We start from the raw sequence: 25,602 nt of genomic DNA on the forward strand, positions 1-25,602 counted from the left end.
CAGGCCGTCTCGACCGAACGCGCCTGTGCGGCGACCGGCCTTGCGCCACGCCAAGTCGTCGTTCATCTATGCATATGTCGTCTCGGGCAGCATTGCGAGCAAGGTGAATGACGAGCCGGAACGTGTGTACAAGGCGGGGGAGAGCTTCTTCGAGACGCCGGGTTCACGTCATCCGGTAAGCCGCAATGCAAGCAAGACAAAGCCCGCGAAGCTGCTGGCTGTGTTCGTCGTCGACTCGGCCGACAAGGAACTGACGGTCAACGACAACTGGGGGCCTGGAATGCCGACGGCAACGAAGTATCCAGGACTGACGAGGCGCCGCCGCTTCAGCTATCCCGCGACACCTCCACCAGGCAGCTCATGGCATTGGGTCCCTGCGTCAGGTCTGATGTGCCGATGTCCAGCGTGAGGGTATTTGCGGCGCCGGCGCGGTCCACGCCATCCGGATCGGGGTCGTACCAGGCGCCGGTGGCCATCACGGCCACGCCGCGCGTGACGCCGTCGCTGATCGCCAGTCCGGCGGAAAGCGCGCCCCGCGCGTTGTGCACGCGCACCCGCATGCCGGGATGCAATCCGCGCGCCGCCGCATCCCCGGGATGGAGCGTAATCCGCTCCGCCCCCGCAATCTTCCCGGCTTGCGCCAGCGGCGCAGGATCGAGCTGGCTGTGCAGCCGATCGGCGGGCTGGACGGAAACGAGATGCAGCGGATACGTGTCGGCCGCCGGGGCGCCAAGCCATTCCACGGGCGGTTGCCAGTTCGGATGTGTGCCGCAATCGTCCGACAGGGTCCCGAGGGTCGGGCTGGCGAGTTCGATGCGGCCGCTCGGCGTGCGCAAGGGATGCGCGGCGGGGTCGTGACGGAAATCGTCGAACAGCACGAAGTCCTCCGTCGGCGGCGGCAGCGCGACGTAGCCGGTGCGCCAGAACTGCTCGAATGCCGGGAGTTCGATGCCGGCCTGCGCTTGGGCGTCCCGGCATCGCGCGTAGATGGCGGCGAGCCAACCCTTCTCGTCGCGGTTCTCGGTGAAGGCTTCGCGGTACCCCAGTCGGTCCGACAGATCGGTAAAGATGTCGAGATCGCTGCGCGCCTGATGCAGCGGCGCAATGGCCTGATGCATCGCCAGCACGTATCGATCGCGCGACGATCCGCCAATGTCGTTGCGCTCGAGCGCCGTGGTGACGGGCAGCACGATGTCCGCATGGCGCGCCGTGGCAGTCCAGCAGATGTCCTGGACGATGACGGTCTGTGGCCGCGCCCACGCCTCACGCAGCCGCGACAGCTGCTGGTGATGATGAAACGGATTGCCGCCGGCCCAGTGAATCAGCTTCACATCGGGATAGTGGCGGGTGTCGCCGCGGAAGCGATAGGGGGTGCCCGGATGGAGCAGCATGTCCGAGAGCCGCGCGCAGGGAATGTCCAGCTGGGCCGGGTTGCGCCCGACCGGCATCTCCGGCCCCGGTGTGGCCACGCGCGGATTGCCGACGCCGTTCATGGACCCATGGCCGAAGCCGAAGCCGCCGCCGGGCAGGCCGATCTGGCCGAGCATGGCCGCCAGCGCAATGGCCATCCAGTACGGCTGCTCGCCGCGGTGCTGGCGTTGCACGGCAAAGCTGCAGGTGATGTAGCTACGCTTGCCCGCGAGCTGCGTCGCCAGTTGTTCGATGCGCTCCGCGCGAATGCCAGTGATGGCAGCGGCCCAGGCCGGTGTCTTTGGCGAGCCGTCGCTGTGTCCGAGCAGATAGCCTTCGAGTTCAGCCCAGCCGCTGCAGTGCGTCTGCAGGAACGCCGTGTCGTGCGCATCGGCGCGGCGCAACTCGTAGGCCAGCGCGAGCATCAGCGCAACATCGGTGTTCGGGCGAATCGGAATCCATTCGGCGCCAAGAAAGTCGGGGCAGTCGTCGCGGGTGGGGCTGATGTTGATGACCGTGGCGCCACTGGCAGCCAGCTTGCGCAGCCAGCCTTCCTGCGTGTGCTCGGCCGCGCCGCCGGATGAGACCTGGCCATTCTTGAGCGCCAACCCGCCAAAGGCGATGAAGATCTCGGTGTTCGCGATCAGGCTGGGCCATGCGGTCACGCGGCCGGTCAGCGGGCGGTCAGTGCCAATCACATGCGGCAACAGGAACTGCGCCGTGCCCCAGCTGTAGTTGCCGACCTGATCGACACAGCCGCCGCCGCTGAAATGAAACCGGCGGATCAGTGAACGCGCATGGTGCAGCCGGCCTGCCGACGACCAGCCGTACGATCCACCGAACACGCCGGACGGACCATGGGCGTCGCGGACCCGCGTAATCTCGCTGGCGACGAGATCGAGCGCCACATCCCACGACACTTCGACGAAATCATCGCGTCCGCGTGCGTGGCCATCGGCAGCCTCGCGCTTGTCGAGCCAGCCGCGCCGCACCATCGGCGTGCGAATGCGGGTGGGCGAGTAGACCATCGGCGCGATCGATTCGAGCAACGGCGAGGGGTTGGGATCCGCCGCGAATGGCTCGCAGCGGATCAACCGGCCGTCTTCCACGACTGCCGTGAAGGCGCCCCAATGCGCCAGTTGCGGGTAGCGGCGAATCGTCACGGTCTCAATCGCCCTGGATGCCAGCCTTGCGGATCAGGTCGCCCCATTTGGCGCGCTCCGTATTCAGCAGCTTGGCGAACTGCTGCGGCGTGTCCGACGTGGCGTCCATGCCGGAAACCGCCAGACGCTGTCGGATGTCCGGATCGGCCATCACTTTCACGAGTGCCTTGTTCAACTGCGCGATGACCTCGGCCGGCGTGCCGGCGGGCGCCACCAGCCCGTACCAGTTGGTGACGTCATAACCGGGAACGCCCGATTCCGCGACGGTCGGCACGCCGGGGAACTGCGGCGAGCGCGTGGCGGTGGTCACGGCCAGCGCACGCAGCTTTCCCGAGGCGATCAGCGGCTTTGCCGAGGGATCCGAGAACGTGATCGGCACGATGCCACCCATCACATCGGTCAGCGCGGGCGTGGTGCCCTTGTACGGCACATGCTGCATCTGCAGCCCCGTCAGCATCTTGAACTGCTCGGCCGCGATCTGGCCGATGGTGCCGTTGCCACCCGACGCGTACGAGAACTTGCCATTGGCGCTGCGCAGGGCCGCGAGCATGCCGTGTACGTCCTTGTAGGGCGCATCGGCGCCTGTGACCAGCACGTTGGGCATCGTGACCAGCACGCTGATCGGTGCGAAGTCCTTCTGCGGGTCGTAGTTCAGCTTGCGCAGGTTCGGCCAGATCGTGAACGAGCCCGGCGTGGCGACGTACAGCGTATAGCCGTCCGGCGCGGACTTCGCGACCAGATCCGTGGCGATCAGTCCGCCCGCGCCGGGACGGTTGTCGATGATGACATTGGCTTTGAGGTGCTCCGACAGCGCGGGCGCAATGGCGCGCGCGAGCGCATCGGCGCCGCCGCCCGGCGGGAAGCCCACCACTACGCGGATTGGCTTCGATGCATCGGGCCAGGCCGCATGGGCGGCGAGCGGCGCGGTGACGGCAAGGAAGGGAACGAGAAGGCGCAACGCGCGTGCAAACATGATCAAACTCCGGTCAACCAGTAAAACTTCACTTCGCCGCATGGCGGGACGCTGCAAGTCAGGAAATCGACACCGTGTCCCATTCCCAGGCCACGAACGCCAGGCGCTCGCCGGTATGGACGACGGGATCGCTACGCAGGCCGATCAGCACGCMATCGCGTGATAGCGGCTTCACGGGTGTGAGCGACGCGTCGAGCTTCAGCGTGTCGCCAATCGATGCGCCTTCCGCGACCAGATCGCCCGCGCGCGCAGCCGGAAGGAACAGACCCCCTTCGTCGGCCGTGATCCAGCCGCGCCGCTTGACGCGTCGCAGGCTGGTGGCAGCCGGCTTGGCCGGTCTGTCCGGCGTGGCATCGAGGATGCCCATCTGCACGGCCAGTGTGTGGAAGCCGGTTTCCGCCACTGCGATGTTGTCGGCCTCGAAGCGGCTGCCGCTGCCCAGTTCGAGCATGAACGCGCAGACGCCGGCGGCCAGGCACTGATAGTCGAGCGCGCCAGCGATATTGCCGGGAAGTTCGCCCTTGCCGCCGACGTCCTGCTGGCAGGCAACATGCGGATGAAACGGCGCCATTGCGGCCAGTACATCGGCCTCGGTGACGCGGCTGTCCGGGTGCACCTTGTAGACCGTGTAGGGCCGCGCGTCGAACAGCGGGTTCATCGTATGGAGGTTGATCAGCACGTCCGCCACGCCACGGATTTCGCTCATCAGGGCATGGGCGAGACGTTCCGAGACGAGTCCACCGGCGTTACCCGGATATGTCTGGTCGAGATCGAGTTCGTCGTAGGGATTGCGCTTGCGGCGCGCGTCCAGCGCTTGCGGATTGCCCGTGGGCGTCACCACGACATTGCCGCGCAGGGTGGCGGGATCGAGGCTGCGCGCGAAGCGCAGTGCGGCCACCATGCCGTTGATTTCGTCGCCATGCACCTGGCCGTGCAGCCATAGCGTGCGGCCCGGTTGTGCGCCGCGCACCGCGACATAGGGCAGCGTGACGGACATCCCCGAGGCCATCGAGCCAACGGGAAGTTGCCCGCTGGTGCGGGCCGGGCCGGATTGCTGGCGCAGCCAGTCACCGATGATGGGCATGGGAAGACTCCTGATGTGTGAGGGGTAGATCGGCTATATCGGCAATCGCGGCGAAGGCCTGGTCGAGGTCGGCCAGCAGGTCGGGCACGCCTTCCAGGCCGATGTGCAGGCGGATCACGGTGCCATGGGCGGCCCAGTCCGTGACGCTGCGCGCGCGGCGCATGTCGGCCAGCACGGCCAGGCTCTCGAAGCCGCCCCACGAGGCGCCGATGCCGAACAGCTTGAGACTGTCGACAAACCGCTCCGGCGCCACCGGTGCCTGCGAGCGCAACGTGAACGACAGCAGGCCGTTGGTGCCGTGGCAGTCGCGTTGCCAGAGGGCATGGTTGGGATCGTGCGGCAGGGCAGGGCAGAAGACGTCGGCCACTTCGGGGCGATCGAGCAGCCAGTGGGCCACTGCGAGGGCACTCTGCTGATGCTGTGCCAGACGGGCGCCGAGCGTGCGGATGCCGCGTTGCACCAGATACGCGTCGTCCGGGCTCACCGTGATGCCGAACGCATCGGCCATCGTCGCCAGTTCCGGCCACGCCGCCTCGGTGGTGCAGACGGTGCCCATCATCACGTCGGAATGGCCGCCGAGATATTTGGTGGCCGCCATCAGCGAGATATCGGCGCCGAGTTCCAGCGGCCGGTACAGCAGGCCAGAACCCCAGGTGTTGTCCGCCGCAACCAGCGCCCCATGGGCGTGGGCACGGGCGGCCAGTGCCGGCAGGTCGCACATCTCATAGACCAGCGAGCCGGGCGCTTCCACATAGACCAGTCGCGTTTCGGGCCGCAGCTTCGCGTCGAGATCGGACCCATCCGCCGCATAGAAATCAGTGGCGATGCCGTGCTGGCGGAGGAAGCCGTTGGCCAGGTTGCGCACGGGCTCGTAGACGCAATCGGGCAGCAACACATGTTGTCCCGGCCGCACGTAGGCGAGGATGGTCATCGCGGCAGCGGCCAGCCCCGAGGGAAACAGCCGCGTGCGATAGCCGCCCTCGAGCATGGTCACCATGTCTTCCAGCGCGAAGTTCGTCGGATTGCCGCGCGCGCCGTAGGTGAACAGCCGCTCGGTATCGCGGCGCGCACGCATTTCGCGTTGCTGCGCCACGGAATCGAACAGGACGGTGCTGGCGCGCACCACCGGCGGGTTCACGGGCTGGCCGCCTTGCACGGCATATGTGCGTCCGGCATGGGCAAGGCGGGTAGGAAGCGATGGTGTCATGGTTGGCCTGGGGGGATGGCTCATGGTTGTACGGGACGTCGCAAGGACCGTGCCCTGTTGTGCTAATGCCGGATCGGGGGTCAGTCGACGTGCGCGCCGGAGAGCTTGACGATCTGCGACCAGCGCGAGATGTCCAGCTTCAACTGCGCCGCGAAGGCCTCCGGCGTGTTGCCCACCACGTCGCTGCCGCCTTCGTTGATTGTCTTCACCACGTCCGGCATCTGCAGCACCTGCACGATGGCGCGATTCAGCAGCGCCACGCGTTCCGGCGACGTGCCGGCCGGCACGAAGAAGCCGTACCAGTCCTCGAATCGTGCATTGCGATAGCCCAGGTCTTCAAGCGTCGGCACCTTGGTGAATACCCCGAGACGGCGCGGGCTGGTGACGGCCAATGCCCGCATGCGGCCGGTCTGGATGAAGCCCGCCACCGAGGAGGTCGACGTGATCAGCACATCCACCTGTCCGCCAAGCAGGTCGTTGATGGCCGGCCCCGCGCCCTTGTACGGCACATGCTGCAGCGACACGTTGCTGTCCTTGTCCAGCACCACGCCCACCAGATGCGACAGCGTGCCGTTGCCGGGCGTGGCGTAAGTKATCTTCTGTGGCTGCGCCTTGGCCTGGGTGGCCAGCTCCTCGAAGGTCTTCCACKGGGCGTTGGCCGATACCACGATAGCCAGCGGTGCCGCGTTGATCTGCGTGACCGGGATGAACTGCTTGACGGGGTCGAAGCCCGGCGAGCGATAGAGCGTCGGGTTCACCGCCATGATCGACACTTGCGAGGTCAGCACCGTATAGCCGTCCGCCTTCGATTCCGCCGCATAGCGCGTGCCGATGTTGCCCCCTGCGCCGCCACGGTTGTCGATGACGGCGCTCTGGCCCAGCACCTGCGACAGGCGCGTGGCCACCACGCGCGAAACGGCGTCGTTGCCACCGCCGGCAGGGAAGGGCGACACGATGCGCAGCGGCTGCGTCGGGAAGCCATTCACCGGGGCCAGCGGCTGCTGTGCCGACGCAAGGCTCGTCGTGGCAGCGGCGGTGACGGCGAGTGCTGCAACCAGGTACTGCGAAAGACGGGATGACATCGGGCGTGACATGGGGCGACCTCGTTCTTATATGGCAGGTTTAGGGCGGCGGTGCAGGGGTGAGATGAAATCAGGCGATGGGCGGGAAGTGGAATGTGGCCAGTTCCTGCGCGTCCAGCTGCGCGATCAGGCCGGTTTCCCACGCCAGGTACTGGCGCGCGGCGGCCTTGTTGCCGTCGTGGCGGTCGTGGACGAAGAACAGGTAGTMGATGCAGCGCGCATCGGGCAGCGTGTCGGCGCCCTGATGGGTCGGCAGGCCAGCGGCGCGCCATGCGTGCAGGCCGCCTTGCAGGCGCCGCACATCGGGATAGCCGAGCGCATGGAGGTCGCGCACGGCGATGTCGGCCGGATCGTCGCCATCGGCATCACCGACGAGCACCAGTGTGGTGTCGTGCGGCACGCCATGCAGGTCATGCGCGAGCCGCGCGCGCGTGGTCCACTGGCTCCCGGCGATATGGCCGGCGCGGAAGCTCATGCTGCCGCGCAGATCGATGGCCAGCATCGACCGGTCCACGAGACCGGCGGCCAGTGCCGCAACGCTGACGGCCTCCGGCGAGATCGCTCCATGCGTGGGCCCTTGCGCGGCCTTGACGCCGGCCGCCAGCCCGGCCTGCAGCCCGCCATCGAGGACCACGGCGTCGTGGCCCATCTGGCGCAGCCAGCTCGCCACCACCGTCGCACGGACGCCTTCCGCATCGAACAGCACCAACCGCGCCCGGCGTACGCCGACGTACTGGTCGGTGGCCTGCATCAGCTGGCCGCCCGGCGTGTGCTGCGCGCCGGGCAGGGTCTGCGCAGCGAATTCCTCGGCTGTGCGCACGTCGCACAGGTAGGTGGTGCGCGACCGGTCCGCCAGCCAGCCGATGGCCTGCGCCGCAGCGATGTGCGGCACGTTGAAGCGCGCGGCCAGCKACTGTGCGGCATGGCGCGCGGCGTCGAGGTCGCGCGGGGTGGCGTTGTCCGGATACCGGGCCGTGCCGCCGTGTTCGAGCGTGAAGTCGTTCAGATACCAGCCCTGCGTGCCGTTTTCGAGCGCGTAGACCGGGTTGCTGACACCGACGTTGATCAGCGACTGTGCGCCGATGATGCTGCGCGTGCGTCCCGCGCAATTGATGACGATCGGCGTGGCGGGATCGGGCACCAGATCGCGCAGGCGATAGGCCAGCTCGCCATTGGGGCAGCAGATGGCGCCCGGGATGTTCATCTTGCGGAATTCGCTGATCGGGCGGCCATCGAGCACAACCGGGGCGTTCGGGCCGGCCTGCATCGCGGCAAGCTCGGCCGCCGAGACGCGCGGCGTGCCGTAGTGATGCTCGGCCAGTTCGCCGAACGTCTTCGAAGGCAGGTTGACCCCGGCGAAGAGGGTGTAGCCGGCGGCCTGCCATGCCGGCATGCCGCCGTCGAGCACGAACAGCGCCGTGTAGCCGAGCCGCGCCAGCGCACTGGCGGCGGCTTGCGCCACGCCGTCACCATTGTCGGCCAGCACGATGCGCGCGTCAGTGCGCGGCGCCAGTCGCCCGACATCGAGTTCCAGGCGGCTGAATGGCAGCGGCACGGCGTAGAACGGATGGCCTTCGCCGTATTGGCCGTGCTCTCGCACGTCGAACAGCGCGATTTCGTCGGCATCGTGCAGCCAGCCTTTCAGGGTGGCGGCGTCGATAGCGGTGTGGTGTGGATGGCTCATGAAATTCCGGGCGATAGGGGGCCGTCCTCTCCGCAGAGAGGAAAATTCGGCGTGCTGTGTCAGGAGTCGGGGGGCGGCCTTGTCTGGCGCAGGCCCCCCTCAGGCGGCTGTGGTTACCGGCGGGTCTGTACGCCCATGTTCATGATCTGGCAGCGTCCGGTCTCGAGGTCGAACGTCAGCCGGTCGGTCAGCGTTTCCAGCGCGCGGCCGTACATATGCAGGTGGCGGATGACGTCGTCACCGCGGATCTCGACCGAGTGAATGTCATCCGGCAGCAGGGCGATGCCGTGGCGCGGCCCCACCTCTACCGTGCGCGAGTGCTCGAGCGTGCCCACGCCTGGCTGGCTGCCATCGTCCGTGCGCGCGTAGACGTCGTTGAATTCCACGCCGCTGACGCCGGCCACGCAGGCCCACGTGGTGTGGTTGTGCGGCGGAATGCGCTTGCCGGGGCGCATGACGTTCAGGTAAAGCGCGTAGGTCTTGTCCGGATCCTCGGCGATGAGGTAGCGCGCCTGGCGCTCGCCGGGCTCCGGGGGCGGGTAATCGGCCTCGKCCCAGAATTCGGTGTGCGCGGCCAGGTCTTCCACATGGGTCAGGACATCGGCCAGACTGGCGCGAGTCACGCCGCCCCTGTCTACGATGTTCCTAATGGATTCAATGGTGTCTCCGACGGCTGCCTGGCGCTGTTGTGCGATGGACATGTTGCGATCAATCCTTGCAATCGTTGTTTTTGACGGGTAGAACGGTGTGTCGTGTTTCACTGTAATGAACACCTGTCCTGAAAACCACTTAATGCGCAACGAAAATCCATTAGCAGGTCTAATGAATGCGTAATCTTGACCTGGACTTGCTTCGCACCCTGGTGGCCATCGCCGACCACGAGACCTTTGGCGCTGCCGCCGAAACCGTGCAGCGCACCCAATCGGCCGTGACCCAGCAGATGCAGCGGCTGGAAGAGCAGATCGGGCTGCCGCTGTTCGAACGCCAGGGGCGTGGCAAGCACCTGACGCGTCATGGCAAGAAGCTGCTGGAGTACGCGCGGCAGTTGCTGACGATCAACGACGAAGCCCTGCGCATGTTGCGCGAGGGCGACCTGACTGGCTCCCTCCGCATCGGCGCGCCGCATGACGTGACCGACACCATCCTGCCGGGGCTGCTGTCGCACATCGCGCGATCCTCTCCCGCCCTGCGGCTGGAGATCCACGTGGGGCGAAGCCCATTCCTGATGGATTCCCTGCGACGCGGCGAGATCGACCTGACGGTTTCCACGCGCGAAGACAACACGCTCGACGGCATCGTGCTGCGGACCACCCCGACGATCTGGGTCTGCTCGGCGGATTTCGTCTACGAGCGTGGTACGGCGGTGCCGTTGATTCTGGCCGACGAGCCGAGCCTGTTTCGCAAGCTGTCGCTCGAAGCGCTGACGCAGGCCGGCGTGCCCTGGCGCATTGCGTATCTGGCGCCCAGCCTGATCGGCATCAAGGCGGCGCTGCGCGGCGGGCTGGGCATCACCGCACGCAGCATCGACCTGCTGGCGGCGGACATGCGCATCCTCGGCGAAGCCGACGGCCTGCCGCGGTTGCCCGATGTCACCTATTACCTTTGGGCACGTCCCAATGCGGTCAATCCCGTCGCGCGTCATGTCTTCTCGATGCTTAAAACAGCGCTGCAGCGCGGATTGGTCAGCGCGTGACCGGAGCGCGCGATTTCAGCCGTGCAACACTTAAGAAGGCGCCATCGTAGGCGCGGGTGTGCGGGATGCCAACGAATAAGATTGCCTATCGTTATCTGTCGATGGCTTTCGTTTTGCTTTCAGCCGAACAATCAGTCGCTAGGCACCATGGCGCGCACCTGCGCGAGCAGCCACGCGTGAGCGGGGTCGGAGAAGGGGGAGGAAAAGGAGAAGGGGGAGTGGAAGTAGACGCAGGCCAATGTGCCGGTTTTTCGATGGGGAGCGCATCGTCCCGCCTGGATAGACATGGACGATGCGATCGTTTAGGCAGACGACATCAGTTTGCAGTGGGCATGGCGAACTCGGCGCCGCGCGCGGTGTCGTTGGGCCAGCGTTGCATGATGCTCTTCTGCCGGGTGTAGAACCGGACGCCTTCCTCGCCATAGGCGTGCATGTCGCCAAACAGCGAGCGCTTCCAGCCGCCGAAGCCGTGCCACGCCATCGGCACGGGGATCGGCACGTTGATGCCGACCATGCCAACTTCGATACGACGGGCGAATTCGCGCGCCACTTGCCCATCCCGCGTGTAGCAGGCCACGCCGTTGCCGAACTCGTGCTCGTTGACCAGCTTTACCGCTTGCGCGAAATCGTCTACGCGCACACACGACAGCACGGGGCCGAAGATCTCTTCCTTGTAGATACGCATTTCGGGAGTGACGTTGTCGAACAGCGTTCCGCCGGTAAAGAACCCCTGCTCATGGCCGGGCACCTTGTAGTTGCGGCCATCGACAACAAGCTTCGCGCCTTCCTGCACGCCGAGCGCCACATAGTTCTCGATGCGTTCGAGCGCCTGGCCGGTCACGACGGGGCCCATCTCGGCGTCAGCTTCCATGCCGTTCTTGATGATGAGTTCCCGTGCGCGCGCTTCCAGCTTCGGCATGATCTTGTCCGCCACGTCGCCGACGAGCACGGCCACGGAGATGGCCATGCAGCGCTCGCCCGCCGAGCCGTATGCGGCACCGATCAGTCCATCGACGGCCTGGTCGATATCGGCGTCGGGCATGACCACCATGTGGTTCTTTGCACCGCCCAGGGCCTGCACCCGCTTGCCGAGCCGCGCGCCCGTCTCGTAGATGTAGTTCGCAATCGGCGTCGAGCCGACGAAGCTCACCGCCTTGACCTCCCGGTGATGGAGCAGGGCGTCGACCACCGTCTTGTCACCTTGCACGACGTTGAAAACGCCATCGGGCAGTCCGGCTTCCTTGAGCAGGCGGGCCATGAAGAGCGATGCCGAAGGATCGCGCTCGCTTGGCTTCAGGATGAAGCAGTTGCCGGTGGCGATGGCGACCGGGAACATCCAGCACGGCACCATGCAAGGGAAATTGAACGGCGTGATGCCTGCCACAACGCCCAGCGGCTGGCGCAGCGTCCAGTTGTCCATGCCGGTGGAGACCTGGTCGGTGAAGTCGCCCTTGAGCAGTTGGGGAACACCGCATGCAAATTCGATGATGTCGATGCCGCGGCTGACTTCACCGGCCGCATCGCTGAGCACCTTGCCGTGCTCGGCGGTAATGATCGCGGCAAGTTCGTCCTTGTGCCGGTTCATCAGTTCGAGGAACTTGAACATGACGCGCGCCCGGCGAATCGGCGGGGTATCGGCCCACTTTGGAAACGCTGCGGCGGCGGATGCGACGGCTACATCGACGTCCTGCGCCGTGCCCAGTCGAACCTGGCGCGCGACCGCGCCAGTAGCAGGATTGAACACGGCCTGCGACCGCTCGCCGTTGCCTTGATACGGTTCGCCGGAAACAAAGTGAATCACCTCGGCGGGGTGGGTATAGGGCGCAGTCATGGTCATCTCCTGTCAGTGTCGGGCGGGGATCGACATACCCGCCGCGTGATCGATGACTGGAGTGTATGGATGGCCGCTCCCGCGGGGTAGTCACCCACCGCCGAACATATTGTTCAGGAAATTTAGCCACTGCCATGTTATAGATACGAAAATTCCCATCAAAAAAGTGCCGATTAAGGAGTGTCTGGATGCGCAAGGACCACGTGGAGGACCTTTGGGAGCACCTGCATTGGCTTGTGGTGCTGCATCAGCAAGGCAGTTTCAGCAAAGCTGCCGCACGCCTTGGCGTCAGCAAGGCCTCGATGAGCCAGCACATTACGGATCTMGAGAAGGCCGCCGGCATTACCCTGGTGCAGCGGACTACCCGCAGCGCTTCGTTGACGGATGCGGGGCGGCAAATGGTCGAGTCCATGCGTGGCGCGTTCGAGCAGATCGCAACGGGCTACGCCCAGGTGCGCGACCTGGCGGGCGCACCCAGGGGGTTTCTTCGCGTGACGGCGCCAGTGGCTTTTGCCAGGCAACAACTGATACCTCGTCTGCCCGATTTCCTGCGCCGTTATCCGCAGATCCAGCTTGAGTTGGATATGTCGGATCGATTGCGGCCGCTGGCGCAGGAGGGCTTTGACATCGCCGTCAGGCATACATCGACCCMGCCGGAGACCCACGTCGCATGGACCCTCGCGGCCACGCGCTCGGTGCTGGTGGCAAGCCGTGCGTACCTGCGGAGCAGGGGGACGCCGGAGACGCCGCAAGCCTTGATGGGCCATGCATGCCTTCACTATCCACGGCTGCAGGGCGCGGCCACATGGACCTTTGTTCCTGCGGTGGCGGAGCGCAATGTCCGACATGCCGATCCCGTGACGGTGCCGGTGACGGGTCCCTTGTCCGTGAATAACAGCGAAGCCTTGCGCGATGCCGCAATCGAAGGCCTGGGCATCGCGCTGCTTCCGGACTTCAGCGCCCAATCGGCGCTGGAAACCGGACGGCTCGTCGAGGTCCTGCCGGAATGGCGTTCAGCGGGTGCCTTCGGGGATTGGCTCTACGCCATCCGCCCCTACTCCGCGCATGCCTCGCGGGTCTCGCAAGTCTTCGTGGAGTACTTGCGAGAGTCCTTCGCGCAAGGGTTTACCTCAACGCCCCCAACCCTGATCTGACGCGCGTCGCGCAATACGTCGACTACAAGGCGCTTTTGGCCTTTTAGTTCAAAAAATATCAAGTTATTTAATATTGATTCAGAAATATCGATTACTTAAACTCGCTTCAACACCCACCCACAAAAGACTCAGGGGAAAAGTGATGGAGGCGACAAAGCCCGCGCAACGCACGCTGAAGGTACGTATTGCCCGCGGCACCGAGGACGGCAATTTCACGACCTATGAGGTGCCATGGCGCGAGAACCAGACCGTTCTCGACGTGGTGACCGAAGTGCAGCGRCGTATCGAACCAACCCTGTCCTACCGCTTCGCGTGCCGGGTTGGGGTATGCGGATCCTGCGCGATGACGGTGAACGGCAAGCCGCGCTGGACATGCCGCACCCACGTCAGCCGCGTAGAAGAGGATGGCGTGATCGTCATCGAGCCGTTGCGCAACATGCCGCGCATCAAGGACCTCGTGGTCGACATGTCGGAGTTCTTCGACAAATGGAAGAAGGCCGGCAGCACCTTCGTGGGCACCGCGACGCGCCATGAGCCCCCGGCCGCGRTATCCCCGACCAGCAAGAAGCGAAAGATGGCCGACGCTGCCATCGAATGCATCAACTGCGGCGTTTGCTATGCGTCCTGCGACGTGGTGGCATGGGACAAGGAGTACCTCGGTCCCGCCGCGTTGAATCGCGCATGGACCCTCTTCAACGACGAACGTCATGCGGACCCCAAGGACGTGCTGAAGAAGGCGACTTCCGGCAGCGGCTGCAATTCCTGCCATACGCAGGGCAATTGCATGACGCACTGCCCGGTCAGCCTGAGCCCGACGGGAAGCATTGCCGGCCTGAAGAAGAATGCCCTGCTGCAATTCCTGAAGGGAGGGGACTGATCATGGAGCAGCGTCTGTTCGCCCTTCAGCGCCTCAGCGCGATGGCCATGGCGCCGTTCGTGCTGGTACATCTGGGGATCATCCTCTATGCAGTGCGAGGCGGCCTGACCGCCGCCGAGATTCTCGCGCGCACGCAGGGCAGTCTTTTCTGGATTCCGTTCTATTCCCTGTTCGTGATCAGCGTGGCGGTGCACGTGCCGATCGGGCTGCGCAACATCCTGATCGAATGGGCGCGCCTGAGCCGCGGCGCCGCATCGGTGTGCTGCTTCCTCTTCGGCCTGTTGCTGCTGTCGATGGGCCTGCGCGCGGTTGCCGCAGTGGGAGGCCTGCTGTCATGAAGTCTCCGAGAAACCACCGCGCCTACTGGGCCTTCCTTGGTCACCGCCTGTCGGGGCTGGCGCTTGGCGTCTTCCTGCCCGCGCACTTCTATGTCCTTGGACTCGCGCTGGAGCAACAGGCGCGTATGGACGCGTTCCTGAAATTCGCCGACATGGGCGCCGTCAAGTTCGGCGAATGGGGCCTGGTGCTGCTGTTGTCCATCCACATGTGCTTTGGCCTGCGACTGCTGGCGCTTGAACTCCTGCCATGGAGTACCACCCGAGACGCGCGCCTGTCGTGGATCAGTTGGGGTGGTGTGCTGTCGCTGTGCGTCGGCGTGATCTTTGCCCTGGGGGTTATTTGAAATGCAGATCGAGAACCACAAGACGGACATCCTGATTCTTGGCACGGGCGGGGCAGGGCTGTTTGCCGCCCTGCATGCCAAGAAGGCCAATCCTGCGCTCAAGGTTTCCGTGGCGGTGAAGGGCCTGCTCGGCAAGTGCGGTTGCACGCGGATGGTGCAGGGCGGATACAACGTGGCGCTGTCCACAGGCGATTCGGTCGAACGCCATTTCATGGACACCATCGAGGGCGGCAAATGGCTGCCGCGCCAGGATCTGGCCTGGCGGCTGGTCGAAGGCGCGGTCGAGCGCGTGCGGGAACTCGAGAACGAGATCGGCTGCTTCTTTGACCGCAACCCCGACGGCACGCTGCACCAGAAGGCTTTCGCGGGCCAGAGCTTTGACCGCACCGTCCACAAGGCGGACCTGACCGGCATCGAGATCATCAATCGCCTGATGGAACAGGTGCGGGCCCTGGATGTGGAAGAGCTGGAGGAGCACCGCGCCATCGAGCTGATCCCGGCCGCGGATGGCTCCGGCATCGCCGGCGTGCTGTTCATCGACATGCGGCGCGGCACCTACCGCTTCGTACAGGCCAAGGCGGTGCTGCTGGCCACGGGGGCGGGCCCGACGATGTACCGCTACCACACGCCATCCGGCGACAAGACCTGCGACGGCCTGGCGATGGCCATGCGCTACGGGCTGAGCCTGCGCGACATGGAGATGGTGCAGTTCCACCCGACGGGACTGCTGGGAGGCCCGGATACCCGCATGACCGGCACGGTGCTCGAAGAGGGCCTGCGCGGTGCCGGCGGTTGGCTGGTCAATGGCAACGGCGACCGTTTCATGACCAACTATGACGCACGCGGCGAGCGCGCGACGCGCGACGTGGTCAGCCGGGGCATCTACGCCGAAATGCGCGCCGGCCGCACCGGCCCGATGGGTGGGATCTACATCCAGATGAGCCACCTTGGACCTGAGAAGGTGGCCAAGACGTTCCCCGGCATGGTCAACCGCTGCAAGGATTGTGGCTTTGACCTGGCCGGTGGTCGCGTGGAGGTGGTGCCCACCGCTCACTATCTGATGGGCGGCGTGGAGTTMGATGTGGATTGCAGCACGGCTTCGCCGGGACTGTTTGCGGCCGGGGAGGATTGCGGCGGCGTGCACGGCGCCAATCGCCTGGGCGGCAATGGCGTGGCGAACTCGACGGTATTCGGCGGCATCGCCGGCGATTCGATGGCTGCGTATGCCACCGGCGTGCAGCATTGGAAGGAGCCGGACAAGCGCGTCATCCTGCGCGGTATCGAGCGTGCCGAGTATCCGTTCTCGAGGGCTCCCGGCGCCATTCACGAGTTGCGCGATACGCTCGCCCAGACGATGTGGGACGACGTCGGTGTACTGCGCCACGAGGCGGCGATGCGCCGGGGACTGGATTCCATCGCTTCGCACAACGCGGCGCTGCTGGCCATGGGCGTTCCGGATGGCGACCGCCGCTACAACGTCACCTGGCATGACTGGCTCAATCTGCAGAGCCTCGTGGACATGTCCCGCGTGATCACCGTTTCCGCATTGGCGCGCGAGAACAGCCGGGGCGCCCACTTCCGCGAGGACTTCCCGGAGCCCGGCGATTTGCACGGCAGCCGCTACACCCGAGTGACCGCGGACGGCGACGATATTCGTCTGGATATGGTGCCGGTGAAGTTCGACATCGTGACGCCAGGCACGTCCCTGATTACCGGTGAGGCCGGTCAACCCCCAAAAGTTGCTGCATAGAGGACCGCTACGATGACCATCTCCATCGATCGGGTCGAGGAAGCCGCGTTCGAGATCATGAAACGCGCGGCGATCGAGATCCCCAAGGACTACAAGCAAGGCATCCAGGCGTTGCAGAAGACCGAGACCGGCAAGCTGCCGCGCTTCGTGATCCACGCCATGCAGGACAACTGGGAAGCGGCGGACCAGGACCGGCGCCCCATGTGTGCCGATACCGGGCTGCCACGGTACTACGTCAAGGTTGGCAACAACGCTTCGGTGCAGCGCGGCTTCGTCGCGGTCGAGCGCGCGCTGCGCAAGGCCACGGCCGATGCCACGCTGGCGGTGCCGCTGCGGCCCAATCGCGTGCACCCGCTTTGGCGCACGGACAACAACAATAACGTCGGCATCAATGCGCCGGAGATCGAGTGGTCGTTCGAGCCCGACGCCGACTGGGTCGACATCACGACCGTGCACAAGGGCGGGCTGTTCGGCACCGACTACCGGATGCTGTTCCCCGGCGACGGCATCGACGGCATCAAGCGATTCGTGCTCGATACGCTGATTGCCTTCGGCAAGCGCGGGCTGGCATGCCAGCCGGCCATCGTCGGCATCGGCCTGGGCGGCTCGAAGGATACCTGCATGCAGCTTGGCAAGCAGGCGGCCTGCCTGCGCGTGGTGGGCGACCGCAATCCCGATCCCAAGATCGCCGAACTCGAGCGCGAACTGATGACGCTGGGCAACTCGATCGGCATGGGTGCCATGGGCTTCGTGGGCTCGTCGATGGTGGTGGACTGCCATATCGAGGTAGGCCACACCCACACGGGCGGGATGCCGATCAGCCTCCACACGTTCTGCCTGTCGTCGCGGCGGGCAACGGCCCGGATTCACCCGGACGGCAACATCGAATATCGCACGGACCCCCAGTGGTTCACCCCATACCTGCGCAGGGAGACGGTCGAATGGTAAGCCCCCAAGACGATGAACTGAAGGTCTTCCACATCAATCTGCCAGCCACGACGGAAGACCTCGCAAGACTTGAGCTGGGCTCGGCCGTCTACTTGACCGGCCTGGTCTATACCGCCCGGGAAGGCATCTACAAGAAGGTGCTCGATGAGGGCCTGGAGGCACCGGTGGAACTGCGCGGGCTCAGCAACGTGAACTTCCACTGTTCACCGGCTGCGGCGCCCAACGAGGACGGCGGCTACAACGTAGGCGCGGTGACCGCGACGGCAAGCTTCCGCTTCTCCAAATGGATTCCCAAGTGGATGGAGAAGACGGGGTGCCGCATCTTTATCGGCAAGGGTGGCATGCCCGCCGACGACTACAAGCGCGTGCTGGCGCCCGGCGGGGCGATCTACCTCACAACCGTCGGCTATGGCACGGGCGCGCTGCTTGGGCGCGGCATCAAGCGTGTGCAGGACGTGTTCTGGCTGGATGAACTCGGCATTGCACAGGCGATGTGGATGTTCGACGTCGAGAACTTCGGTCCGTTTATCGTCGAGAGCGACCTGGAAGGCAATTCGCTGTTTGCGCAGCACGCGGAGGTCATCAACGCCGGGATCGACAAGCTCTACGCCGGCCTCAAGCCGCCGGCGCTGCACAGGTACGGCGAGACCGACGATCGCAAGAACGAGGTGATGTAAGGCCATTCCCGCATCCAACCAGCCAGGAAGACGACATGATCATTGATTTCAGACTCCGCCCGCCGGTCGGCGGCTTTCTCGACACGTTGATGTACTCGGCCGGCGAGCGGCGCGACGGCTTTACCCGGACGGTTGGCTTCGAGCCTTCCCCCGCAGCGCAACGACAGTCCATGGAACTGCTGCTCAAGGAGATGGACGAAGGCGGGGTCGACAAGGGCGTGGTGGTCGGTCGCCTTGCCGGCACGCTGGGAAGCGTCTCCAATGAAGACGTCGCACGCATCGTGGGCGACTATCCGGAGCGCTTCATCGGTGCCGCCTCGATCGATCCGACGAACCGCGTGGCGGCGTGCAAGACCATTTCGGACGCGGTCGCCCACGGGTTCAAGGCCATCAATATCGAGCCCGGCTCCTACCCGGTTCCCATGTACGCGGACGATCGACGCCTCTATCCGATCTACGCGCACTGCGAGGATCTGGAGGTGCCGGTGATCATGATGGTAGGCGGAACAGCCGGCCCGGACTTGAGCTACTCCGACCCCGTGCGCACTGATCGCGTGCTGGCGGACTTCCCTAAGCTGAAGGTCGTCGTTGCGCACGGCGGCTGGCCCTGGGTGACCGAGATCCTGCATATCGCGTTCCGCCGCCCGAATATGTACCTTTCGCCGGACATGTACTTCTCGCGGATGCCAGGCTGGGAGGAATACGTCAAGGCCGCGGATTCCTTCCTCGCAGACCGCATGCTGTACGCAAGCTCGTTCCCATTCTGCCCGGTACGGGACTACAAGCAGTGGTTCGAAACATTGCCGATCCGTCCCGAGAACCTCGAAAAGGTGATGGGTGGCAACGCCCGCCGCCTGCTGGGCATCTAGAGTTCGACATGGACGTCAAGACGCTCTACACGCTGGTAGCCATCGCCGACCGGGGCAGCTTCGCGGAGGCCGGCAATGCTATCGGCCTGACGGTATCGGCCGTCAGCATGCAAATGCGCTCGCTCGAAGAAGAGTTGGGCATCACGATCTTCGATCGTAGCCGCAGGCCGCCGGTGTTGACGGATGCCGGCCTCGCCTTCACAAACCGCGCCCGAGACCTGCTGACCCACTGGGAGAGCATGAGCGCGGCCCTCAAGCGCGATGCGGCTGGCGGTGTGCTCAAGCTCGGCTCGGTTCACACCTGCGTCTCCGGGGTGTTGCCGCTGGCCTTGAAGCGCCTGCACCAGCAGGGTCATCGCATCGACATTCACCTGACCACGGGCCTGACACACGATCTGGAACGGGCGGTGCACCGGCGGCAACTCGATGTCGCCGTTGTCACCGAGCCGGAGGTTCCACGCCTGGACCTGCAGTTCATGCCTTTCTTCAACGAAGAGTTTGTCGTGATCACCCACGCCACTACGCGCGGCGATTCGGACAAGGGTGTGCTGGAAACCACGCCTTATGTGCGATTCAATCGCACGGCGCGCGTCGGCCTGCTCGTTCAGGAAGAAATGGTGCGACGACAGATCGCCGTCCGCTCGACCATGGAGATCGACACGCTCGAAGGCGTCATCGCGATGGTGGCCAACGGCCTGGGGTCGTCAGTGGTGCCGGCCCGTGGCGTCGAGAACGAATTTCCGGCGTCCATTCGCACCATTCCGTTCGGCTCGCCGCCGCTGATGCGTCGCATCGGGATTCTGGTGCCGCGCGACAACCCCCGTGCGCATCTGTCGAGGTTGCTGCTGGACGCATTGACCGCTGTCACGACACCCGCCAGCACACCGGACGACGGCCGCCCGAAGCTGGTGCAGAAGGGCTGACGCATGCGGTAAGGACGTATACGAAAGTCGCATACGAAAGCGACGCCACACAAAGGAGACAACGATGAACGCAGCAAGCACTGGCAAGGCCATCTGGCATTGGTTTGGACGAGGGCGGCACGGGTTGAGCCGGATACGTCAGCATCCCGTTGTGAAAGAGCTGTGCGGCGATGCGGACGCCAGGCGATACAACACATCGACCGCGGCAGCCATGTTTGCGTTTGCGATTGCTCCGCTAGCCATGGTGCCGGCTCACGCGGAGGAATGGCCGGGCAAGCCGATTCGTCTGGTAGTGCCGTTTGCCGCGGGCGGCGCGACCGATCTGCTTGCACGTGCGGTGGCCGTGGAACTGGGCAAGCAATGGAAGCAGCCCGTTGTCGTGGACAACCGCCCGGGTGCAGGCGGTGCCGTGGGCGCGGAAGCCGTAGCCAAATCCGTGCCGGATGGCTACACGCTGCTGCTCGCCTCCGGCAGCATGTTCACGGTCAACCCGTTCATCTATCAGAAGCTTCCCTACTCGGCTGAAAGCTTCGAGATGATCAGCAAGATCGCCAGTGGGCCGATGGTGGTAACGGTCAACACGAAGATTCCGGCGAAAACGATGACCGAGCTCATCGCTTATGCAAAGGCCAACCCGGGCAAATTGACCTTCGCGTCGGCAGGCAACGGTAGCCAGGTGCATATCGCCAGTGAAGCGTTTGCCGACGCTGCCGGCATCGACGTCGTGCATGTGCCGTACAAGGGCGAAGGACCGGCCTATGCGGACCTGATGGCGGGCACGGTAGACATGACAGTGGGGAACATCAATGCCATCTCCCCGCTCCTCAAGGGCGGCCGCCTTCGCGCGCTTGCCGTGACGGGCAACGAACGGTCCGCGCTGCTTCCTGACGTGCCGACTGTCGCGGAGGCGGGGCTGGAGGGCTTTACGTTCTATGGCTGGTTCGCGCTGATGGCGCCGGCCGGCACGCCAAAGGCGTTGACGGCGAAAATGTATGCCGACCTGGAGCGCGCCGCTGCAGAACCGGGCATGCAGCGCTATCTGGCCGCGCAAGGCATGGCCAGGACGATCACGCCGAAAGGTCGTCTTCCCGAGGAGATTGCCCAGGAATCGGGGCGCTGGAAGCCGCTGGTGACAAAGCGAAAGATCTCCGCCAACTAGGACGGGCACAGGGCATGGGCACTGAACATTACGCAGCCCTCGGGGCAACAGTGGTTGGCGCCTACACGGTGTTCGGACTCACCGGCTTCGGTGCGGCGATGGTCGCCGTGCCGATCCTGGTGCAGTTCATCCCGCTGCAGTTCGTGGTGCCGCTGCTGCTTCTGCTCGATCTTGTGACGACCACAATGGTTGGCCTGCGCAACTGGAGCGCTGTGTCTCGTCAAGAGCTGTCCCGCCTGATCCCGTTCATGATGGTGGGCGTGGCGCTCGGTACGAGCGTACTGGCCAAGGTCGAGTCCCGCTGGCTGCTTGTCGGGTTGGGACTCTTTGTGCTCATCATGACGGGGCGGACGCTCCTTGGCGGCGCGCATCGGGAGGAAGAGGCGGCGAGGGGGTGGTCAGTGCCGGCCGGCGTCGTGGGCGGTGTGTTCAGCGCATTGTTCGGCACCGGAGGTCCGGTCTACACCATGTACCTGTCCCGGCGACTTCCGCGGATCGACGAGTTTCGCTCGACCATCGCGGCTGTCATCATGGTGAGTGCGCTGGTGCGCCTGACAGCATTTGCATACAGCGGATTGCTGTTTCAGAGTGATCTGCTGCGCAGTGCCGTGTTCGCCCTGCCATTCGGCCTCGTCGGCCTGGCGATAGGTTCTCGCCTGCGTCGTCGGATCTCGCCCGACGCGGTGCGTCGCGCGCTCTTGGTCCTTCTCTGCATCAGCGGCGTTTCGGTGCTCTGTCGCGGCTTGTTGATGCATTGAGACAAACTTAACAGGATTTTTATCGCGCTCGACGCCATCTTGATGCAGCTTGTATCTGAGTCCGCATACGCTTGATTTGTCACCGTACGATATCAATCGAGGATAAAGATGTGGCTCAGATTTGCACTTGGCGGCCTTGCGATGTTGGCGGTAGTTGCCCTCTTCTGGTTCCAGTTCCGACTGGCAAACAAGGTCTCCCGCGTGGAGGACGTCGCTTTCGATCATCTGGAACACAAGGCAAAGTCGCATTGACCCCGCAGCGGGGCCATCAGACGGTTCAGAACGTGTACGCCGCCGACAGGTAGACGAAGTTTGTATTGTGGCCGCCCACGGCGCTGAGGACTTTTGCCACGTCGACATGCACCAGGCCGGCATTCATGACAATGTGCCGGTCCACCTGCMAGTACACGTCAAAGGCAAGTTGGCTGCCCGTGTAGCGCCCGGCGCGACCCGCCGTGCCGGGAATGGGCGTGGCCACGCTCGTGTAGACGGCATCGTTGGTCGTCTGTCGCCAGATAAAGTCCCAGGACAGGGTCAGCTTGAGTCGCGGAATCGGCTTTAGCGTCAGGGACGGCTGTAGGTCCATGACATTCGATGCACCCAGTAGTCCTGCCTGATTGAAGTACGCCAGTTTTGGAAACAGGCCGCCATACGTGCCCAGCTTTCCGTCGCGCGGATTGGTATCACCACTGCCGATGGTGGCCTTGATGCCCGCACGCGCCTTCCAGTCGGCGACGGAAAATCCATAGCCGGTGTCGGTGGAGAAGCCCCAGGCAAGCAAGTCCTGCGCGCCAAAACTGCCAAACTGTCCCAGGGCTTCCCAATCCCAGTCCCACTGACCGTGCGTGCCAAAGACCCGCCCACCAACGGAATGCCGTCGCTCCACGCCGGTTCCGATGCTGTACAGCGCGTGGTTGTTCTCGAAGCCAAGGTAGTAGACGTCGATGCCCGATGACGGCACAAAGGTTTTGGGGAAGGTCGAGTAGACGCCCCAAAAGGCCTGCGACTGATTGGGCCGATCGTCGAAATCGCCCGCCTTCAGCAGCACCGGCCGCGTGGCAAACGCATCGATCTTCACACCGCTGTTTGTAGCACCACCCACGCGGACACCATCGAAGGCGCGCCGGACGTTTGGCGCATCCCGCACCGACACCAGCCGTTGCGCGCCGAATGCCATCTCCTGACGCCCGACCCGCAGCAAGGCGGTGTCCATCGTGCTGCCTGCCTTCGGCACATGCACATCGACAAACGCCTGTTGCACGTCCACCCGGTCTTCGTAAGGCGGTATGGCGACCTCCTTGCCCGGCGCCAGATGATTGCCGAGTTGCACGAATGCGCGCAGATAGTCGCCAGCATGCACGTCGGCATGGAGGAGGAGGCGATGCAACAGGTAGCCGTCCGCCGACGGGCCCGGCACGCCGAAGTTCGGCGCCGAGTAGGATTCGAAGCGCTCTCGAATCTCTCCGCCCAGGCTCAGATAGATGTCCGGTGAACCGAGCGGCCGATACTTGATCGCGTCCCAGGGGTCGCTACGGCGCGCCGGATCTCGCAGATAGCTGTAATCCTCGTCGTAGCGAAGAAAATTGTATGGGGGCGGTGACGGCTGGGCGCATCCATTGGACGACATGCCCGCGAGAACGCAGGCCAGTACCACCGGCGGCGCGGACGCTCTTATCGACATGCGTGACATTGACCACCCCTGCGATCAAGGAACCGGCAGGGCCGCCAGGCCCATGCCGGTTCCGACGCTTAGCGCGCGGAGTCCAGCGCCTCGCCCTTCTTCTGCACGTCTTGCGCCTTCGCGTAGCTTTCGATCAGCAACTGGTAGGCCGGGAAGATCTTCGTGTAGATCTCCGCCCATTGCTGCGCGTCATCGCGATGCCACGTGCGTTGCAGCTCGGAGGCCACGCCGGCGGTATCCATCGGTACCACACCGGCCTGCACCACGCGGGCCAGCGTGATTTCCTGCGCCATCTTCGAGTAGGTGCCGGAAGCATCCACTACGGCGAAAACCCGGTACCCGTCAGCCACGGCGCTGATGGACGGGAACGCCATGCACACACTCGTGATGGTGCCGGCGATGATCAGGGTTTTCTTGCCCGTCGCTTCCACGGCGGCGACGAATTCGGGGTTGTCCCATGCATTGATTTCGCCTTTGCGCGCGACGTACTTCGCGTGCGGTGCGTTCTCGTGAATCTCCGGAATCAGCGGGCCATTGGGCCCTTGTGGCACGGAAGCCGTAGTAATGACCGGCAGCTTGCACAGCGTCGCCATCTTTGCCAKGGCGGCGGCGCGCTGGCGCAGTTCCGGCATGGGCATATCGCCTACGGTCTGGAAGAGACCGCTCTGATGATCGATCAGCAGCATCGCCGAGTCGTCCGGGTCGATGACAGGTCGCTTGCCGTTGAAGTTGGCGGGTTGGGACATGATGGGTCTCCTGGGTAAGGGGCGGTGGCATCGCACCGTGTGGAAGGTCTGGCCGCTAGCGACCATTCGTCGGATGGAGAAAGCATAGGATTGGGACGCGGGACGCACTAGAGTGCTAGATTGGACGTCATAGTCCTATCTGGTGAACGATGAAGGGAGAAGGAAGTGGCGTGCAGGACCTAAATGACCTCTACTTCTATGTGCAGGCGGTTGAGCACGGCGGATTCGCGCCGGCTGGCCGCGCACTGGGAATGCCCAAGTCCCGGCTTAGCCGGCGCATCGCCGTCCTGGAGGAACGACTCGGCGTTCGGCTGATCCAGCGCTCGACGCGCCGCTTCACCATGACCGAGATTGGCCGCACCTACTACGAGCATTGCAAGGCGATGCTGATGGAGGCCGAGGCTGCACAGGAAGCCGTGGAGCTGACGCGCGCCGAGCCGCGCGGTACCGTCAGGGTGACCTGTCCGGTGGCATTGCTGCACGCGCACGTCGGCGACATGCTGGCCAGGTTCATGGCCGCGCACCCGCAGGTGATCGTGCATCTGGAAGCGACCAATCGGCGCGTGGATCCGGTCGGCGATGCTGTGGATGTTTCCATCCGCGTCAGGCCGGCGCCATTGCAAGACAGCGACCTTGTCATCCGCGTGCTGGCGGAACGCAGGCAATGTCTGGTGGCCAGTAGCGCCCTGGTAGAAGGGCAGCGCGAGCTGCCACGCGCGCCGGCTGATCTCGCCGACCTGCCAAGCCTTGCACTGGGCGCAACGCAGGCGGAATACGCCTGGACGCTGTTTGGTCCGGATGGGGCGCAGGCGGTGGTGCGACATCGCCCGCGCCTGGTGACAGGCGACATGATTGCACTGCGAGCCGCAGCACTGGCAGGTGTCGGTATCGGCCAGCTGCCGGTGATGATGGTACGTGAGCAGTTGAACGCGGGGCAGCTGGTACGGCTCCTGCCGGACTGGGCACCTCGCGCCGAACTGCTTCACGTCGTATTCCCGTCCCGGCGCGGCGTTTTGCCAGCCGTACGCGCATTGATCGAGTTTTTGGTCGAGAGATTTGCCGAAATGGACGAGGAGTAGGGGCAGGCCGCAGTAGATGTCGAGTAGGCGTCTTTGCGGCGGTCTCTTCACTCCAATCCGATTTGGCATGTTTCCTGCCTTGTTGAGACCATCGCCAAGCGCCCCCTCGGATCCGCAGGAAAGATGAAGATTCAGTCGGAAATTTCTGCAAGGGCGCCGCTTTCAGACAGAC

23 protein-coding genes and 1 pseudogene are annotated in these 25,602 nt (G+C 64.6%); 14 read left to right on the forward strand and 10 right to left on the reverse strand.

The window, feature by feature from the left end; genetic code table 11:
• Window positions 1–46 precede the first annotated feature (46 nt).
• A pseudogene (locus AC1EJR_RS01820) lies at window positions 47–259 on the forward strand (cupin domain-containing protein); the annotation flags it as partial.
• A 67-nt stretch (window positions 260–326) separates the two neighbouring features.
• Here the strand turns inward: AC1EJR_RS01820 and AC1EJR_RS01825 are convergent.
• The 7 genes from AC1EJR_RS01825 to AC1EJR_RS01855 form a co-directional block, all read right to left on the reverse strand.
• On the reverse strand, window positions 327–2,573 hold the full coding sequence (locus AC1EJR_RS01825; RefSeq protein WP_477113592.1) for a molybdopterin-dependent oxidoreductase: 2,247 nt from the start codon (window positions 2,571–2,573) through the stop codon (window positions 327–329).
• Between the two features lie 4 nt (window positions 2,574–2,577).
• Window positions 2,578–3,546 (reverse strand): Bug family tripartite tricarboxylate transporter substrate binding protein, encoded by a 969-nt coding sequence (locus AC1EJR_RS01830; RefSeq protein ID WP_441591329.1) that lies wholly within the window; start codon window positions 3,544–3,546, stop codon window positions 2,578–2,580.
• 58 nt (window positions 3,547–3,604) lie between these two features.
• Window positions 3,605–4,630, reverse strand: a complete 1,026-nt coding sequence (locus tag AC1EJR_RS01835) for a M14 family metallopeptidase (RefSeq protein WP_477146849.1) — start codon at window positions 4,628–4,630, stop codon at window positions 3,605–3,607.
• Window positions 4,614–5,837 (reverse strand): cystathionine beta-lyase, encoded by a 1,224-nt coding sequence (gene metC / locus AC1EJR_RS01840; RefSeq protein WP_092293601.1) that lies wholly within the window; start codon window positions 5,835–5,837, stop codon window positions 4,614–4,616. Before metC ends, AC1EJR_RS01835 begins: the two co-directional genes overlap by 17 nt.
• A gap of 80 nt (window positions 5,838–5,917) precedes the next feature.
• Window positions 5,918–6,919, reverse strand: coding sequence for a Bug family tripartite tricarboxylate transporter substrate binding protein (locus AC1EJR_RS01845; protein ID WP_477146850.1), 1,002 nt, complete (start codon window positions 6,917–6,919; stop codon window positions 5,918–5,920).
• 70 nt (window positions 6,920–6,989) lie between these two features.
• Window positions 6,990–8,603 carry a rhodanese-like domain-containing protein gene (locus AC1EJR_RS01850; RefSeq protein ID WP_477146851.1) on the reverse strand — a complete coding sequence of 538 codons (1,614 nt, stop codon included), beginning with the start codon at window positions 8,601–8,603 and terminating at the stop codon, window positions 6,990–6,992.
• A 113-nt stretch (window positions 8,604–8,716) separates the two neighbouring features.
• On the reverse strand, window positions 8,717–9,304 hold the full coding sequence (locus AC1EJR_RS01855) for a cysteine dioxygenase family protein (protein WP_477146852.1): 588 nt from the start codon (window positions 9,302–9,304) through the stop codon (window positions 8,717–8,719).
• 125 nt (window positions 9,305–9,429) lie between these two features.
• Between AC1EJR_RS01855 and AC1EJR_RS01860 the strand changes: the two genes are divergently transcribed.
• The gene (locus tag AC1EJR_RS01860; RefSeq protein WP_477113594.1) at window positions 9,430–10,296 is read left to right on the forward strand and encodes a LysR substrate-binding domain-containing protein; all 867 of its coding nucleotides are present in this window, start codon (window positions 9,430–9,432) and stop codon (window positions 10,294–10,296) included.
• 316 nt (window positions 10,297–10,612) lie between these two features.
• Here the strand turns inward: AC1EJR_RS01860 and AC1EJR_RS01865 are convergent, their stop codons facing one another.
• Entirely contained in the window at window positions 10,613–12,127 is a 1,515-nt protein-coding gene (locus AC1EJR_RS01865) for a CoA-acylating methylmalonate-semialdehyde dehydrogenase (RefSeq protein WP_092293591.1), read from the reverse strand.
• A gap of 188 nt (window positions 12,128–12,315) precedes the next feature.
• On the opposite strand from AC1EJR_RS01865, the gene AC1EJR_RS01870 reads away from it, so the two are divergent.
• The 11 genes from AC1EJR_RS01870 (at window position 12,316) to AC1EJR_RS01920 (ending at window position 21,924) form a co-directional block, all read left to right on the forward strand.
• The gene (locus AC1EJR_RS01870; protein ID WP_477146853.1) at window positions 12,316–13,281 is read left to right on the forward strand and encodes a LysR substrate-binding domain-containing protein; all 966 of its coding nucleotides are present in this window, start codon (window positions 12,316–12,318) and stop codon (window positions 13,279–13,281) included.
• A gap of 142 nt (window positions 13,282–13,423) precedes the next feature.
• The gene (locus AC1EJR_RS01875) at window positions 13,424–14,158 is read left to right on the forward strand and encodes a succinate dehydrogenase/fumarate reductase iron-sulfur subunit (RefSeq protein WP_477146862.1); all 735 of its coding nucleotides are present in this window, start codon (window positions 13,424–13,426) and stop codon (window positions 14,156–14,158) included.
• A gap of 2 nt (window positions 14,159–14,160) precedes the next feature.
• Complete coding sequence (locus AC1EJR_RS01880) at window positions 14,161–14,496, forward strand: succinate dehydrogenase (protein WP_477113595.1); 336 nt, start codon at window positions 14,161–14,163, stop codon at window positions 14,494–14,496.
• Window positions 14,493–14,840: a succinate dehydrogenase/fumarate reductase transmembrane subunit gene (locus AC1EJR_RS01885; protein ID WP_092293583.1), complete on the forward strand. Its 348-nt coding sequence runs from the start codon at window positions 14,493–14,495 to the stop codon at window positions 14,838–14,840. The genes AC1EJR_RS01880 and AC1EJR_RS01885 overlap by 4 nt, the downstream gene beginning before the upstream one ends.
• 1 nt (window position 14,841) lies before the next feature.
• Window positions 14,842–16,590, forward strand: coding sequence for an L-aspartate oxidase (locus AC1EJR_RS01890; protein ID WP_477146854.1), 1,749 nt, complete (start codon window positions 14,842–14,844; stop codon window positions 16,588–16,590).
• Between the two features lie 12 nt (window positions 16,591–16,602).
• Entirely contained in the window at window positions 16,603–17,538 is a 936-nt protein-coding gene (locus AC1EJR_RS01895) for a fumarate hydratase (RefSeq protein WP_441591337.1), read from the forward strand.
• Window positions 17,532–18,215 carry a fumarate hydratase C-terminal domain-containing protein gene (locus AC1EJR_RS01900; RefSeq protein ID WP_441644952.1) on the forward strand — a complete coding sequence of 228 codons (684 nt, stop codon included), beginning with the start codon at window positions 17,532–17,534 and terminating at the stop codon, window positions 18,213–18,215. Before AC1EJR_RS01895 ends, AC1EJR_RS01900 begins: the two co-directional genes overlap by 7 nt.
• Before the next feature lie 35 nt (window positions 18,216–18,250).
• The gene (locus AC1EJR_RS01905; protein ID WP_092293575.1) at window positions 18,251–19,084 is read left to right on the forward strand and encodes an amidohydrolase family protein; all 834 of its coding nucleotides are present in this window, start codon (window positions 18,251–18,253) and stop codon (window positions 19,082–19,084) included.
• An 8-nt stretch (window positions 19,085–19,092) separates the two neighbouring features.
• Window positions 19,093–20,007 (forward strand): LysR family transcriptional regulator, encoded by a 915-nt coding sequence (locus AC1EJR_RS01910; RefSeq protein WP_092293573.1) that lies wholly within the window; start codon window positions 19,093–19,095, stop codon window positions 20,005–20,007.
• Between the two features lie 64 nt (window positions 20,008–20,071).
• Window positions 20,072–21,166 carry a Bug family tripartite tricarboxylate transporter substrate binding protein gene (locus AC1EJR_RS01915; RefSeq protein ID WP_092293571.1) on the forward strand — a complete coding sequence of 365 codons (1,095 nt, stop codon included), beginning with the start codon at window positions 20,072–20,074 and terminating at the stop codon, window positions 21,164–21,166.
• 14 nt (window positions 21,167–21,180) lie between these two features.
• On the forward strand, window positions 21,181–21,924 hold the full coding sequence (locus AC1EJR_RS01920) for a sulfite exporter TauE/SafE family protein (protein WP_477113596.1): 744 nt from the start codon (window positions 21,181–21,183) through the stop codon (window positions 21,922–21,924).
• A gap of 277 nt (window positions 21,925–22,201) precedes the next feature.
• On the opposite strand, the gene AC1EJR_RS01925 is transcribed toward AC1EJR_RS01920, so the two are convergent.
• Together AC1EJR_RS01925 and AC1EJR_RS01930 are read right to left on the reverse strand one after the other, a co-directional pair.
• Window positions 22,202–23,614, reverse strand: coding sequence for an alginate export family protein (locus AC1EJR_RS01925; protein WP_477146855.1), 1,413 nt, complete (start codon window positions 23,612–23,614; stop codon window positions 22,202–22,204).
• 59 nt (window positions 23,615–23,673) lie between these two features.
• A complete protein-coding gene (locus tag AC1EJR_RS01930; RefSeq protein WP_477146856.1) occupies window positions 23,674–24,351 on the reverse strand; it encodes a hydrolase in 678 nt (225 codons plus the stop codon).
• 170 nt (window positions 24,352–24,521) lie between these two features.
• On the opposite strand from AC1EJR_RS01930, the gene AC1EJR_RS01935 reads away from it, so the two are divergent.
• Window positions 24,522–25,430, forward strand: a complete 909-nt coding sequence (locus AC1EJR_RS01935; protein WP_092293563.1) for a LysR family transcriptional regulator — start codon at window positions 24,522–24,524, stop codon at window positions 25,428–25,430.
• Window positions 25,431–25,602: the final 172 nt, after the last annotated feature.

It is taken from the genome of Cupriavidus sp. 05T42 (assembly GCF_056396345.1).

Bases quoted from the DNA above. Each gene is read 5' to 3' on its own strand.
- AC1EJR_RS01830 (WP_441591329.1), bottom strand. From the start codon at position 3,546: ATGTTTGCACGCGCGTTGCGCCTTCTCGTTCCCTTCCTTGCCGTCACC.
- metC (WP_092293601.1), bottom strand. From the start codon at position 5,837: ATGACACCATCGCTTCCTACCCGCCTTGCCCATGCCGGACGCACATAT.
- AC1EJR_RS01860 (WP_477113594.1), top strand. From the start codon at position 9,430: ATGCGTAATCTTGACCTGGACTTGCTTCGCACCCTGGTGGCCATCGCC.
- AC1EJR_RS01865 (WP_092293591.1), bottom strand. From the start codon at position 12,127: ATGACTGCGCCCTATACCCACCCCGCCGAGGTGATTCACTTTGTTTCC.
- AC1EJR_RS01880 (WP_477113595.1), top strand. From the start codon at position 14,161: ATGGAGCAGCGTCTGTTCGCCCTTCAGCGCCTCAGCGCGATGGCCATG.
- AC1EJR_RS01885 (WP_092293583.1), top strand. From the start codon at position 14,493: ATGAAGTCTCCGAGAAACCACCGCGCCTACTGGGCCTTCCTTGGTCAC.
- AC1EJR_RS01895 (WP_441591337.1), top strand. From the start codon at position 16,603: ATGACCATCTCCATCGATCGGGTCGAGGAAGCCGCGTTCGAGATCATG.
- AC1EJR_RS01900 (WP_441644952.1), top strand. From the start codon at position 17,532: ATGGTAAGCCCCCAAGACGATGAACTGAAGGTCTTCCACATCAATCTG.
- AC1EJR_RS01905 (WP_092293575.1), top strand. From the start codon at position 18,251: ATGATCATTGATTTCAGACTCCGCCCGCCGGTCGGCGGCTTTCTCGAC.
- AC1EJR_RS01910 (WP_092293573.1), top strand. From the start codon at position 19,093: ATGGACGTCAAGACGCTCTACACGCTGGTAGCCATCGCCGACCGGGGC.
- AC1EJR_RS01915 (WP_092293571.1), top strand. From the start codon at position 20,072: ATGAACGCAGCAAGCACTGGCAAGGCCATCTGGCATTGGTTTGGACGA.
- AC1EJR_RS01920 (WP_477113596.1), top strand. From the start codon at position 21,181: ATGGGCACTGAACATTACGCAGCCCTCGGGGCAACAGTGGTTGGCGCC.